The organism is Hydrogenophaga pseudoflava, from assembly GCF_004353865.1.
GTDB lineage: Bacteria > Pseudomonadota > Gammaproteobacteria > Burkholderiales > Burkholderiaceae_C > Hydrogenophaga > Hydrogenophaga pseudoflava.
In genome coordinates, this window is sequence record NZ_CP037867.1 from 3,633,511 (window position 1) to 3,646,550 (window position 13,040).

Below are 13,040 nucleotides of genomic sequence, written 5' to 3' on the forward strand. Positions count from 1 at the left end.
ATGAACGCACGACACCTCCTGCTCTCCCTCGGCTGCGCCCTGACCCTGGCAGCCTGCGGCGACAAGCCCGCCGAAGCCCCTGCCGCCAGCACCGCACCGGCCGCTCCTGCAGCGGCTCCCGCCGCCCCTGAGGCAGCCCCGGCCCCTGCACCGGTGGCCGAAAACGCGGTCGGCAAGAAGGTGTATGGCAGCACCTGCGCCCTGTGCCACGCCGCTGGTGTGGCCGGCGCCCCCAAGCCCGGCGACAAGGCCGACTGGGGTCCGCGCATCGCCCAGGGCAACGACACGCTGTACAAGCACGCCCTGGAAGGCTTCACCGGCGCCAAGGGCATGATGCCCGCGCGCGGCGGTGGCGCATCCCTGACCGATGACGAGGTCAAGGCCGCGGTCGACCACATGGTCGCGCTGTCGCAGTAACCGATCACCGGGCCACGCCATGAACCTGCACCGACGCCACCTCCTCTCCGGCCTGGGCCTGCTCGTGGCCGGCTGGAGCCTCCATCCGGGCCTGGCCCTGGCCGGGGTCCGGCGCGACAGCCGGGTGCTGATGGGCACGCGGGTGGACATGGTGGTTCCTGACGCGCCGGACGCCGCGAGCGCCATCGAGGCCGCCTGGGCCGAGATGCAGCGGCAGGAACGCCTGATGAGCCGCTACCGCAGCGAGAGCCTGGTCTCGGCCCTGCACCGGCAGGCAGGCCGTGGATCGGTGCAGGCACCGCCCGAGCTGCTGGCCGTGTTGCGGCAGGCCGCCGCGCTGTCCGAGCGCACGCGCGGCGATTTCGACATCAGCGTCGGTGCCTACGACGGCTGGTCGTTCGACCCCGCGCAGCCCCGCCGCCCCTCGGCACAGGAGCTGCTGGAAGAACGCCGGCTCGTGAACCACCGTGATGTGCGGATCGAGGGCGACCGCGTGCGGCTGGCCCGCCCCGGCATGCGTATCGACCTGGGCGGCGTGGCCAAGCTGCCCGTGCTGCAGGCCGGCATGCAGGTGCTGGAACACCACGGCATCCGCCACGCCATGATCAACGGCGGCGGCGACGTGCTCACGCGTGGCCAGCTCCACGGCCAGGACTGGCGCGTGGGCCTGCGCGATCCGCGCGCACCCGAGAAGCTGCTGGGCGTGGTGACGCTGCGCGACGGCTGCGTCGCGTCTTCTGGCGACTACGAGCGCAGCTTCCGACAGGCCGGCCGCCGCTACCACCACGTGCTGGACCCGCGCACCGGCTGGCCCACCGAGGGAGTGCGTGGCGTGGTGCTGGTGGCCCGCGACACGGCCGCCGTCAACGGCATCGGCGCGGCCGCCATGGTCGGCGGCCCCGCGCGCGGCCTGGACCTCATGGCCTCGCTGCCGGGGGTCGACAGTCTGCTCGTGGACACGGCGGGCGAGGTGCACACCCGCGGCCGCATGGCGCAGCGGCTGCAGGCCGCCTGAGCGCCCCGCCCCTTCGGGGCTTCAACCCTTGGCGGGGGGCGGCTTGGCCGTCTTGCGGGCGGTCGCCGGGCGGACCGGCTTCTTCGGGGCGGGCGCCGCTTTGGCTGCCGGGCGCTGCAGCGCCGCCATCTGGATCGGAATCAGGTGCGGCAACTGCCCCGCCACCGCGGCCGACCGGGCCGTGGGCGCCAGCAGGTCGGACAGCGTCACGCCATCGAGCGCCACCAGAAAAGCCTGCATGGCCTGACCCAGCGCACCCTTGAGCCGGCAGTAGCCGTTCAGGCGGCAGGTGTTGTGCTGGACATCGAAACACTCGACCAGGTTCAGGTCGGGCTCGGTCTCCCTGATCACCTGCCCCAGAGTCAGCCGGCGCGGGTCGGCCATCAGCCGTAGGCCGCCCCCACGCCCCCGGGTCGTGGCGAGCCAGCCATGGCCGGCGAGGATCATCACGATCTTGGTCAGGTGGCTGCGAGAGATGCCGTGCGCCTCGGCAATCTCGCTGACGGTGGGCGGCTGGGCACGGCCTTCGCAGGCCGCGCAGTACATCAGCACACGCAGGCTGTAATCGGTCCACTGGGTCAGTCGCATCGGTTCACCGTCTCGATCGGATACAGGCCGGGGTAGCCTGAGGCATCACTCTACCCCGATTGTCCAGGCGGACGGCGACCGACTATTTGATGCAGCGCACCTGCCGCGCATCGTCGGCTGATCAACCCTTGAGCACGGCGCCCGCGCCGTCGCGCACCTGCAGGTCGATGGCGATGCCCTGGCGCACGCTCATGGACACGGTGCAGAACTCCTCGAACTGCGCGAGCACGCGGTCCAGGTGCTCCAGTTCGGCGGCGGTCTTGCCCAGCTCCAGCTGCACATGGATGCGCTGGATGCGCAGGCGCTTGTTCTCGTTGCGACCCATCTCCGGTGTGGCGGTGGCGATCAGCGCGCCCGGGTCCTGCTTGAACTTCTTCAGCGAGAACAGCAGGCTGGCGCTGAGGCAGTTGGCCACCGCGGCCAGCAGCATGTGGTCGGGTGCGGGCCCGGCACCCTGCCCCAGCGGCGCGGGCTCGTCGGCCAGCAGTTGCGGGAGGGTCTCGCCGAAGTCGACCAGGAACTGGTAGCCGGACTGGCGGGTGATGGTGACACTGGCGTTGTCGCTCATGGCGTTTTCCGATGGTGTGGGACAAGTGGCTTCATCTTAGCCATTCTCCCCGGGGTATGAAGCATCACCCCGCCTTCTGCACCGACACCGCGCAGTACTTGAACTCCGGGATCTTCCCGAACGGGTCCAGCGCGGCGTTGGTCAGCAGGTTGGCCGCGGCCTCCGAGTAGGCGAACGGGATGAACACGCAGCCGGCGGCGGTGCCGTCGTCCTGCCGCGCGCGCAGCGTCACCTCGCCGCGGCGCGAGCGCACGGTGATGCGCTCGCCCGGCCTCACACCCAGCCGCGCCAGGTCGGCCGCGGCCAGGCTGGCCGTGGCCTCGGGCTCCAATGCGTCGAGCACGGTCGCGCGGCGCGTCATGCTGCCGGTGTGCCAGTGCTCCAGCTGGCGGCCGGTGATCAGCACCATCGGGTAGTCCGCATCGGGTGTCTCGTCCGCCGGCACCAGCTCGGTCGGCACCAGCCGCAGCCGGCCGTCCTCGGTCGGGAAGCGGTCGATGAAGACGATGGGGTGGCCCGGGTCGTCGTCGCTGAGGCAGGGGTAGGTCACGCTGCCCTCGCGCTCCAGCCGCTCCCAGCGGATGCCGCCGATGGCCGCGTGCATGGCCTGGCGCATCTCCTCGTAGACGGCCGCCACGCCGTGGTGCTCGCCCTCGTAGCGCCACGACAGACCCATGCGCTGCGCCATCTGCTGGATGATCCAGAGGTCGGCGCGCGCATCGCCCGGCGGGTCGATCGCCTGGCGGCCCAGCTGCACCATGCGGTCGGTGTTGCTCACCGTGCCGGTCTTCTCGGGCCAGGCGCTGGCGGGCAGGATCACGTCGGCCAGCCAGGCGGTTTCGGTCATGAAGATGTCCTGCACCACCAGGTGTTCCAGCGAGGCCAGCGCGTGCCGCGTGTGGTTCAGGTTGGGGTCGCTCATGGCCGGGTTCTCGCCCATGATGTAGAGACCGCGCAGCTTGTGCGGGTCGCTCTCGTCGGCCAGTGCCTTGTCCATCAGCTCGACCACGGTGTAGCCCGGCGCTCGGTCCAGCGGCGTGCCCCAGAAGTCTTCGAACCAGGCGTGGGCCGAGGCGTTGTCCACCCGCTGGTAGTTGGGGAACATCATCGGGATCAGGCCGGCGTCGCTTGCGCCCTGCACGTTGTTCTGGCCGCGCAGCGGGTGCAGCCCGCTGCCGGGCTTGCCGATCTGGCCGGTGATGGCACACAGCGCGATCAGGCTGCGCACGTTGTCGGTGCCGTGCACGTGCTGGCTCACGCCCATGCCCCAGAGGATCATCGCCGCCTTCGCGGTCGCGAACGCGCGCGCCACCTCACGGATCGTCGCCGCGGGAATGCCGCAGACCGGCGCCATCGCCTCGGGGCTGAAGCGGGCGACGCTCTGCGCCAGCTCCTCGTAATGGGAGGTGCGCCGGGCGATGAAATCCTGGTTCACCAGCCCCTCATCGATCACGGTGTGGATCATTGCGTTGAGCAGCGCCACGTCGGTGTCGGGCCGGAACGGCAGCGTGCGCCAGGCGTGCTGGCCGATGTCGGTGATGCGCGGGTCGGCCAGCACGATGCGCGTGCCGTTCTGCGCGGCGTTCTTCATCCAGGTCGCGGCCACCGGGTGATTGACCGTGGGGTTGGAGCCGATCACCAGGATCAGCTCGGCGTGCGCCACGTCGTTGACCGGGTTGCTCACCGCGCCCGAGCCCACGCCTTCGAGCAGCGCCGCGACGCTGGAGGCGTGGCACAGGCGGGTGCAGTGGTCGACGTTGTTGGAGCCGAAGCCGGTGCGCACCAGCTTCTGGAACAGGTAGGCCTCTTCGTTCGTGCCCTTGGCCGAACCGAACCCGGCCAGGCTCTTCGGGCCGTGCGTGTCGCGCAGCGCCTTGAGTTTTCCGGCGGCCAGTTCCAGGGCTTCTTCCCAGGTGGCTTCGCGGAAGGTCTCGCGCCAGTCGGCGTCGCGCGGAGGGATGGCGTCGCCGTGTTTGGGCACACCTTCGCGGCGGATCAGCGGCACCGTCAGGCGGCCGGCGTGGTGCACATAGTCGAAACCGAAGCGGCCCTTGACGCACAGGCGGCCGTGGTTGGCCGGGCCGTCGCGGCCTTCGACCGCCACGATCTGGCCGTCGCGCACCTTGTAGCTGAGCTGGCAGCCCACGCCGCAGAACGGGCAGACCGAGTCCACCGAGCGGTCCACCGCCTGCGACCCCACCAGGCTCTTGGGCGAGAGCGCGCCGGTCGGGCAGGCCTGCACGCACTCGCCGCAGGCCACGCAGCTGCTCGCGCCCATTGGGTCGCCGAGGTCGAACACGATCTCGGCGTGGCCGCCGCGGCCGGCGAAACCGATCACGCCATTGACCTGTTCCTCGCGGCAGGCGCGCACGCAGCGCCGGCACTGGATGCAGGCGTCAAGGTTCACCGCCATCGCAGGGTGCGAGAGGTCGGGCGCCGGCTGCTCGCGCCGCAGTGCCTGCAGCGCGGGCCGCACCGAGACCGCCTCGCGCTGCGCCCAGTCGCTCAGCTCGCCGTGCGGCTGGCGGCCTTCGGCGTCGATCCACTGGTGGCCCTGGTCGGGCATGTCGGACAGCAGCAGCTCCAGCACCATCTGGCGCGACTTCTTCGCGCGCAGGCTGTCGGTCAGCACCTTCAGGCCGGGCGTCACGCTGCGGCAGCAGCTCGCGGCCAGCGCACGCTCGCCCGCCACTTCGACCACGCAGGCGCGGCAGTTGCCGTCGGGGCGCAGCGGGTCGCTGTGGCACAGGTGCGGCAGCTCTGTGCCGTGGCGCTTCGCGGCGTCGAAGATCGATTCGCCTTCAAACGCCTCGACCTCACGGCCATCGAGCTCGAAATTCAGCTTCACCGGCATCAGCTGCTCGGGGCTCAGCGGGCGGTTCATGCTGCACCTCCGACCTCGTGCGCAAAGTGCTTCAGCACCGAGCGGATCGGGTTGGGCGCGGCCTGGCCCAGGCCGCAGATCGAGGCGTCGCCCATCACGTCGGCCAGATCGCGCAGCGTGTCCTGGTCCCAGGTGTCGGACGCCATCAGGCGCGCGGCCTTGTCGGTGCCGACGCGGCAGGGCGTGCACTGGCCGCAGCTCTCGTCCTTGAAGAAACGCATCACGTTGAGCGCGGCCTCCCGCACGCTGTCGTGCTGGCTCAGCACCATCACCGCCGCCGATCCGATGAAGCAGCCGTGCGGCTGCAGGGTGTCGAAGTCCAGCGAGATGTCGGCCATGCTGGCCGGCAGGATTCCGCCGCTGGCGCCACCGGGCAGGTAGGCGTAGAGCGTGTGGCCCTCGGCCATGCCGCCGCAGAACTCGTCGATGAGTTCTTGCAGCGTGATGCCCGCGGGCGCCAGCTTCACGCCGGGCTCGCGCACCCGGCCGCTGACGCTGAAGCTGCGCAGGCCCTTGCGGCCGTGGCGCCCGTGCGAGGCGAACCAGTCGGCGCCGCGCTCGACGATCTCCCGCACCCAGTACAGCGTCTCGAAGTTGTGCTCCAGCGTCGGCCGGCCGAACAGGCCGACCTCGGCGATGTAGGGCGGCCGCAGCCGCGGTTCGCCGCGCTTGCCCTCGATGCTTTCGATCATCGCGGACTCCTCGCCGCAGATGTAAGCGCCCGCGCCGCGCCGCAGCTCGATGGTCGGCAGCGGGCACGGCGGGTCGGCCTGCAGCGCGGCGATCTGCTCCTGCAGCAGCGCGCGGCAGTCGTGGTACTCGTCGCGCAGGTAGATGTAGACCTTGTCGATGCCGACCACCGCCGCGGCAATCAGCACCCCTTCCAGGAAACGGTGCGGATCGCGTTCGAGGTAGTGGCGGTCCTTGAAAGTGCCGGGTTCGCCCTCGTCGATGTTCACCGCCATCAGGCGCGGCGCCGCGAAGCCACGCACGATGCGCCACTTGCGGCCGGCCGGGAAACCGGCCCCGCCCAGGCCGCGCAGGCCGGCGTGCTCCAGCGTCTGGATCAGGACCTCGGGGTCGTGCGCGCCCTGCGCGACCGCCGTCGCCAGCCGGTAGCCGCCGCCGGCGCGGTAGGCCGCCAGATCGACAAACTCGGGCACGCGTTCACGCGGCAGGATTTCACCCGCCAGCACCCGCTGCGCGAGCGCCTCGACCCTGGACTCGTCGGCGTGCGGCACCGCCGCCTGCGCCACCTGCGCCACCGGCGCCTGCGCGCAGCGTCCCAGGCAGGGTGCGGCCTGCACACGGACGCCCTCGCCCAGCCGGGCGCGCAGGCGCTGCAGCAGCTCACCGCCGCCGGCCAGGCTGCAGCTGAGCGAGTCGCAGACCCGCACCGTGACCGCCGGACCCGGCGTCCCGTCGCGCAGCACCTCGAAGTGGTGGTAGAAGCTCGCCACCTCGTAGACCTCGGCCACCGGCAGCCTCATTTCCTGCGCCAGCGCCACCAGCAGGGCCTCGGGCAGGCCGTGGTGGGCGTCGTTGATGGTGTGCAGGTGTTCGATCAGCAGGTCGCGGCGGTGGCCCTCTTCGGGCCGCTCGCCGATCAGGGCGCGCAGCGCCAGCAGGGCCTCGGGCGTGGCTTGGCGGCCCTTGAGCCGGTCGCGGGCCCGCTTCTGCGGACGTGCGTCGTGCGGACGGACCTCAGCGGCGGGGCCGCTCGAAGGGACGATCGGGATGGTGCGAATGGCGGACGAACTCATCGCCGCACTGTGTCGGTTGCGCAGCGCGCCGTCAAATTGGTTTGGGACATGGGTTCATTCAAGTCTTGAATGAACCGCTGGTGGCGGCCAGCTCGGCGCGCCATTCCGCATCGCGGGCCAGCGCCAGCGCGGCCTCCTGCGTGCGCGTGAGCGCCACCTCGCGGCGCACCAGGAAGCCGACCGGGGTCTGCACCTCGGGTTTCACCAGGGGCCGGAACAGCAGACCCGGCTGTTCGCGCAGGCTGGAGACCAGGGCGCCAGGCATCACGCTCGCCAGCGGGCCGGTGCGCACTGCCAGCGCCAGCGAGAGCACGGAGTTGGTCTCCATCACCGGCTTCACCGCCACACCCGCGCGGGCGAACGCGGCATCGACGATGCTGCGGTTGTGCATGTCGGGCGTCAGCAGGCAAAGATCAAATCCAACCGTGTCGGCCCAGGCCAGCGGCTCGCCGATGCGGCTGGGCGGCGGTGACTTGGCGCGCACCGCACGGGGCGCTTGGGTCACGAGGTAGAGGCGCTCCTGGTACTGCGGAAACACCTGAAAGCCACTGCTGCGGGCGCTGACGCGCTCCAGAAAGCCCAGGCCCAGGTCGAGCGTCAGGGCCTTCAGGCCCGATTCGATCTCACCCGAGGGCAGGGAGAGCAGCACCGGCGCGATGCCCGGATGGCGCGACTGCAGCAGCGTGCAAAAGCGCGTGGCCACCGGCACGGCCGACGGCACCACCCCCAGCCGCAGGCTGCCCACGGGCTGGTCCTGCTGGCTGGCCAGGGATTGCTGCAGGGCCTCGTGTTCGCGCAGCATGCGGCGCGCGGACGCCAGCACCTGCTCGCCTTCGGGCGTCAGGCCCGAGTAGGTGCGGCCACGCCGCACGATGGGCGTGCCCAGCTCGCGCTCTAGGGCGCGCAGCGCATTCGACAGCGCCGGCTGGGTGATGTGGCAGGCCTTGGCGGCGCGGTCAAAGTGGCGGTGGTCGTGCAGGGCCACCAGGTAGCGCATTGAGGTGAGCAGGTTCATGGCCCTGCAGCCTAGCAGGACCGCCCCCTCCGCGCGGGACTGAGTAGCGGACGTTGCTGCGGTCGATGGCGAACCAGGCTTTCGTAGGCCTTGCGTTTCTCGGCCGGCACATGGGCTGTGAGCAGGCCGGTTTTCTCTTCCGCCCTCAGCGACTTGTCCAGCAGGCGGCTGGCGCGGCTCTCGAAGCAGGACTCCGCGTTCAGGGCCCCGTTGACGATGACACGAAAGTTCAACCGCCGCCGCGCTGAAGGCTCAGGTCAAAGGGCTTCATGAACGTCCGCCGCTGGTCCGCATCCAGCCCGCGGAAGGCGAACACCACCTTCAAGCGCTGCATGCGCAGCAGCGCGATGCGGCGCTCGGGCAGGGGCTCCCAGGCGATGTCCAGCGCGCCCGGGGGAATGTCCACGGTGATGCGCGCGCCCTCGCGCCTCCAGGCATGGGCCCCGAGCGCCCGCGGCATCCAGCCCAGCCACTCGGCCTCGCTGCAGCCGACGTCGCGCTCGAACTGCTCGGGGTAGTCCGACTGCATGGGCGTTGGTCGGCAGCGGCGCTCAGCCGCCGGCGATCGGCGGCCAGATGGCGAGCACGTCGCCCTCGCTCAGCGTCGTACTCAGGCGCTGCTCGGGTGCGACGTACTTGCCGTTGACCAGCACCAGGTGCACCAGCTTCGGCGGCAGGCCGAAGGGTTCGATGATCTGGCTGATGGGCGCGTCGGGCGCCACATCCAGTTCGATCTGGTTGCTGCGCCGGGCCTCGGGCGGCAGGTGGTCGGTGAGCGTGGCAAAGAGCTTGAAGGTGATCTTCATGCCCGGATCATGCCCTGCGCCGGTCATCGGCTGCACCACTCCAGTGGCCTTGGCCCTGCGCGGCGGACAGGTAAGCGTCCATCAGCTTCGTGGGGTCGGCGATCAGCCGGTCCTTCCACTCGCCCAGCTTCACCTGCCCCTCGACCAGGCCACGCATCACGCCCACGTGCTCGGTCCAGCCCACGCTGTTGCAGCCCACCATCTGGTCGCCCTTGAACTGCAGGCTCAGGTGCCTGTGGTTGGCCTTGTCGGTCAGCTCCACGTGCTGGCCGCCCGGCAGACCTTCCCAGTTGCCGAAGCTGCTGGAGATCAGGCCCAGGGTGTCAAGCACGTTGATCTGCGTCACGCCCATCAGCTCGGCCTGCTGGCCGACCATGTTCAGCGCCGCCACACGCGCCTGTTCGGCGGCGTTGGGCTGGATGGCGCTGACGATGGTCTTGCCGCTGACCTTGTCGAAGGCCTCGGCGCAGTCGCCCGCAGCGTAGATGCCCGGCACGTTGGTCTGCAGGTGCTCGTCGGTCAGCACGCCGACCAGGCAGCGCACGCCGGAATTTTCCAGGAAACCGATGTTGGGCTTGACGCCGGTGGCGCTGATGACCAGGTCCGCGTCAAGCTGCTGACCAGTGGACAGGCGCACCGTCATCCGGCCACTGGGCATGGCGCTCTGGCCGATGCCGACCACTTCGGCGATCTTGCCCAGCAGGCCCTTTTCAGCGCCGGTGCCGCGTTCGATGGCCTCGACCCGGGCGCCGGTGTAGACCTTCACACCCTTGGTCTCGCACCAGTCCTTGATCATGCCGCCGGCCGTCGGCCCCATCATGCGCGGCACCATGCGGTCGCCCATCTCCACGACGGAGAGTTCCACGCCGCGTTGCTGCAGCGCTTCCATGATGATGCAGCCGATGAAGCCCGCGCCCATCTGCAGCACCTTGGCGCCGGGCTGGGCGAGGTTGGCGATGGCGCGCGCGTCGGCCAGGGTCCAGCAGCTGTGCACGCCGGGACCGTTGATGCCGGGGATCGGCGGCGTCGCGGGGGATGAGCCGGTGGCGATCAGCAGCTTGTCGAAGCCGATGGTGTTGCCGTCGCTCAGTTCGATGGTCCGCTTGGCCGAATCCAGCACCTTGGCGCGCACCCCGCGCCGCACGGTGATGCCCAGCTTCTCGAAGTGGCCCGACGTGTGGCGCAGGTGTGTGCCCTCCTCGCCGACCTTGCCGATCAGCAGGTAGGGAATGGCCATGCGCGAATACGGCGCTTCGTTCTCGTCACCGATGACGGTGATCTGGTCCTTGGGTGCGTGCTTGCGGATGGTTTCGGCCGCGATGACGCCGGCCGGGCCGGCGCCGAGGATGACGTGGTGGGTCATGTTCTGTTCTCCAAACTCCAAAAAAAAGAAGCGGTCACGGGGACCGCTTCTTCGGTGCATCAGTCCCCGATGCGCAGGATCAGAGACCCAGGCGCGCCTTGGTGTCGGCGGTCGGGCGGCCCTCGGTGTCCCAGCCGCGCACTTCGTAGTACTTGGGCAGCATCTCGCCGAGCTTGCTGACCGTGCCCTTGCCCGGGCCGGTCTTGGCGGCTTCGGTCATCAGGCGCTTGGGCAGGTTGTCGTCGGCCTTGGTGAAGCCGGCCGCGTTGTTGAACTCGCGCTCCATGTTCCAGATGCGCTCGCCGATGTGGTTGAGGTGTTCCATCGTGAACTCCTCACCGCAGGCGGCCTGCACCTGGGGTGCCACGTCGGCCAGGGTCCAGGCGAAGCTGGTGAAGATGCAGATGCCGGCGGAGTCGAAGGCCGCGGTCGCGTCCTGGAAGGCCTTGACCAGCTCGGGCTTGCCCGCGCTCTCGGACGGCTCGGTCTTGACCGGGATGCCCAGCACTTCGGACGCGATGGTGTAGCCGCGCAGGTGGCAGGCGCCGCGGTTGGACGTGGCATAGGCCAGGCCGATGCCCTGGATCACACGACCGTCGTAGGCCGGGAATTCCTGGCCCTTGACGCTCATGGACAGGTCGGGGTGGCCGTACTTGGCGGTCAGGCGCTTGGAGCCCAGGCCGATCTCCTTGCCAAAGCCTTCGCCCTTGGCGGTCATCACGGCCAGTTCGCACAGCGCCTTGGCCGAGCCGAACGGCGCTTCGATGCCGATCTGCTCCTTGGTGAGCACGCCCATTTCGTACAGCTCCATCACGGCGCCGATGGTGGCGCCGAAGCTGATCGGGTCCATGCCCTCTTCGTTGCAGATCAGGTTGGCGAACTGCAGCGCTTCGAGGTCGTTCACGCCGTTGGCGGCGCCCAGGGCCCAGGCGGCTTCGTATTCCAGACCACCCGACGCACCCCAGTACTCGGGCTTGTTGGCCACCGAGAAGTGGCTCTCGTCGATCTTGGAGATGCGGCCGCAGGCGATGGTGCAGCCAAAGCAGGCCTGGTTGGTCACCAGGTGCTTCTTGCCGTCGGTCGCGCGCGGCGTGGCCATGGCTTCGGCCGAGATGTCCTTGGCGCCCTCGAACTGCACGTCGCGGTGGTTGCGCGTGGGCAGACCGCCGATTTCGTTGATCACGTTCATCAGCACCTGGGTGCCATAGGTGGGCAGGCCCTGGCCGGTGACGGCGTTGTCGGCCAGCACCTTCTTGGCGGCCTTGGCGGCGGCCATGAAGGCCTTGGGGTCGCGCACATTGCCCACGCCCTTGGTGCCGCGCACGGCAATCGCCTTGAGGTTCTTGCTGCCCATGACGGTGCCCACGCCCGAGCGGCCGGCCGCACGGTGCAGGTCGTTCACCACGGCCGCGTACAGCACGCCCACTTCACCGGACTTGCCGATGCTGGAGACGCGCAGCAGCGGATCCTGCAGGCTGGTCTTGAGCATCTCTTCGGTCTTCCAGACGCTCTGGCCCCAGAGGTGGCCCGCGTCGCGCAGCTCGGCCACGTCGTCGTTGATGTAGAGGTAGACCGGCTTGGCCGACTTGCCTTCGAAGATGACCATGTCCCAGCCGGCCATCTTGAGTTCGGCACCCCAGTAGCCGCCCGAGTTGGAGCAGGCGATGGCGCCGGTCAGCGGGCCCTTGGTGACCACGGTGTAGCGGCCGCCGGTGGAGGCCATGGTGCCGGTCAGCGGGCCGGTGGCCCAGATGATCTTGTTCTCCGGCGACAGCGGGTCGACCTTGGGGTCGATTTCGCTGGTGAGGTACTTGGTGGCGAGACCGCGCGAACCGAGGTAGGCCTTGGCCCACTCCATGTTCAGCGGTTCGGAGGTGACGGTGCCCGCGGTCAGGTTGACGCGGAGGATTTTTCCAGCCCAAGACATGTTGATGCTCCTTGTATGTGTTGGGGGATCAGGCGGCCGCCTGGTTGCCCAGCTTGTCGGCCCACTGCTTCATCTTGTCGATGCCAGACCAGTTGGCATCAATGAACGTGATGGCGCCGGTCGGGCAGGCGTCGGCACAGGCCGGCTCGCCGCCGCAGAGGTCGCACTTCTGGACCTTGCCGGTTTCCTGCACGTAGTTGATGGTGCCGAAGGGGCAGCTGATGGTGCAGACCTTGCAGCCCACGCAGGTGGTCTCGTTCACCACCTTGGCGCCGGTCACCTTGTCGACCGTGATGGCCTCCACCGGGCAGGCGTGCAGGCACCAGGCCTCGTCGCACTGGGTGCAGGTGTAGGGCACCTTCTTGCCGGTGTGGTGGAAGTCGAAGACCTTGATGCGCGACTTCGAGGTGGCGTAGGTGCCGTAGTTCTCGAACGAGCAGGCCATTTCGCACTGCAGGCAGCCGGTGCACTTGTCGGCGTTGATGTGGAGTGTTTTCTGCATGTAGTTTCTCCGGTGGTGGGGCACACATGGCCCATCAGGAGACCTATGACCATGTGTTCATACGATTGTTGACGTGAAGCACAGCCACTTCGTCAGGGTTAACCCGAAAAGCTCCGCGCCGCTATCAGAAAGTCTCAGATTGAGACTGCCACATGCTGCCCTGCACAACGCCTTGATTTCAAACGGAATTAC

The 13,040-nt window shown here is 69.3% G+C and carries 12 protein-coding genes; 2 read left to right on the forward strand and 10 right to left on the reverse strand.

The features are described 5' to 3' along the window. Positions 1-417 (forward strand): c-type cytochrome, encoded by a 417-nt coding sequence (locus tag HPF_RS17465; RefSeq protein WP_066155725.1) that lies wholly within the window; start codon positions 1-3, stop codon positions 415-417. A 19-nt stretch (positions 418-436) separates the two neighbouring features. After that, positions 437-1,432: an FAD:protein FMN transferase gene (locus tag HPF_RS17470; protein ID WP_133157340.1), complete on the forward strand. Its 996-nt coding sequence runs from the start codon at positions 437-439 to the stop codon at positions 1,430-1,432. Positions 1,433-1,453: 21 nt separating this feature from the next. Here HPF_RS17470 and HPF_RS17475 read toward each other — a convergent pair whose 3' ends face one another. The 10 genes from HPF_RS17475 to HPF_RS17520 all read right to left on the reverse strand — a co-directional run bounded on the left by HPF_RS17475 (position 1,454) and on the right by HPF_RS17520 (position 12,848). Further along, positions 1,454-2,020 (reverse strand): RrF2 family transcriptional regulator, encoded by a 567-nt coding sequence (locus HPF_RS17475; RefSeq protein ID WP_079365261.1) that lies wholly within the window; start codon positions 2,018-2,020, stop codon positions 1,454-1,456. 121 nt (positions 2,021-2,141) lie between these two features. Further along, positions 2,142-2,588 (reverse strand): OsmC family protein, encoded by a 447-nt coding sequence (locus HPF_RS17480; RefSeq protein WP_133157341.1) that lies wholly within the window; start codon positions 2,586-2,588, stop codon positions 2,142-2,144. Positions 2,589-2,652: 64 nt separating this feature from the next. Next, positions 2,653-5,472 carry a formate dehydrogenase subunit alpha gene (gene fdhF / locus HPF_RS17485; protein WP_133157342.1) on the reverse strand — a complete coding sequence of 940 codons (2,820 nt, stop codon included), beginning with the start codon at positions 5,470-5,472 and terminating at the stop codon, positions 2,653-2,655. Beyond that, positions 5,469-7,235 (reverse strand): NADH-ubiquinone oxidoreductase-F iron-sulfur binding region domain-containing protein, encoded by a 1,767-nt coding sequence (locus tag HPF_RS17490; RefSeq protein ID WP_133157343.1) that lies wholly within the window; start codon positions 7,233-7,235, stop codon positions 5,469-5,471. The genes fdhF and HPF_RS17490 overlap by 4 nt, the downstream gene beginning before the upstream one ends. Positions 7,236-7,293: 58 nt before the next feature. Further along, entirely contained in the window at positions 7,294-8,250 is a 957-nt protein-coding gene (locus HPF_RS17495; protein ID WP_133157344.1) for a LysR substrate-binding domain-containing protein, read from the reverse strand. Between the two features lie 229 nt (positions 8,251-8,479). Next, positions 8,480-8,779, reverse strand: a complete 300-nt coding sequence (locus HPF_RS17500; RefSeq protein ID WP_133157345.1) for a hypothetical protein — start codon at positions 8,777-8,779, stop codon at positions 8,480-8,482. 22 nt (positions 8,780-8,801) lie between these two features. Then, the gene (thiS, locus tag HPF_RS17505) at positions 8,802-9,056 is read right to left on the reverse strand and encodes a sulfur carrier protein ThiS (protein ID WP_133157346.1); all 255 of its coding nucleotides are present in this window, start codon (positions 9,054-9,056) and stop codon (positions 8,802-8,804) included. A 7-nt stretch (positions 9,057-9,063) separates the two neighbouring features. After that, complete coding sequence (locus HPF_RS17510; RefSeq protein WP_133157347.1) at positions 9,064-10,419, reverse strand: NAD(P)/FAD-dependent oxidoreductase; 1,356 nt, start codon at positions 10,417-10,419, stop codon at positions 9,064-9,066. Between the two features lie 79 nt (positions 10,420-10,498). After that, a complete protein-coding gene (locus HPF_RS17515; protein ID WP_066155698.1) occupies positions 10,499-12,346 on the reverse strand; it encodes an aldehyde ferredoxin oxidoreductase family protein in 1,848 nt (615 codons plus the stop codon). 28 nt (positions 12,347-12,374) lie between these two features. Then, on the reverse strand, positions 12,375-12,848 hold the full coding sequence (locus HPF_RS17520) for a 4Fe-4S dicluster domain-containing protein (protein ID WP_066155694.1): 474 nt from the start codon (positions 12,846-12,848) through the stop codon (positions 12,375-12,377). Positions 12,849-13,040 lie beyond the last annotated feature (192 nt).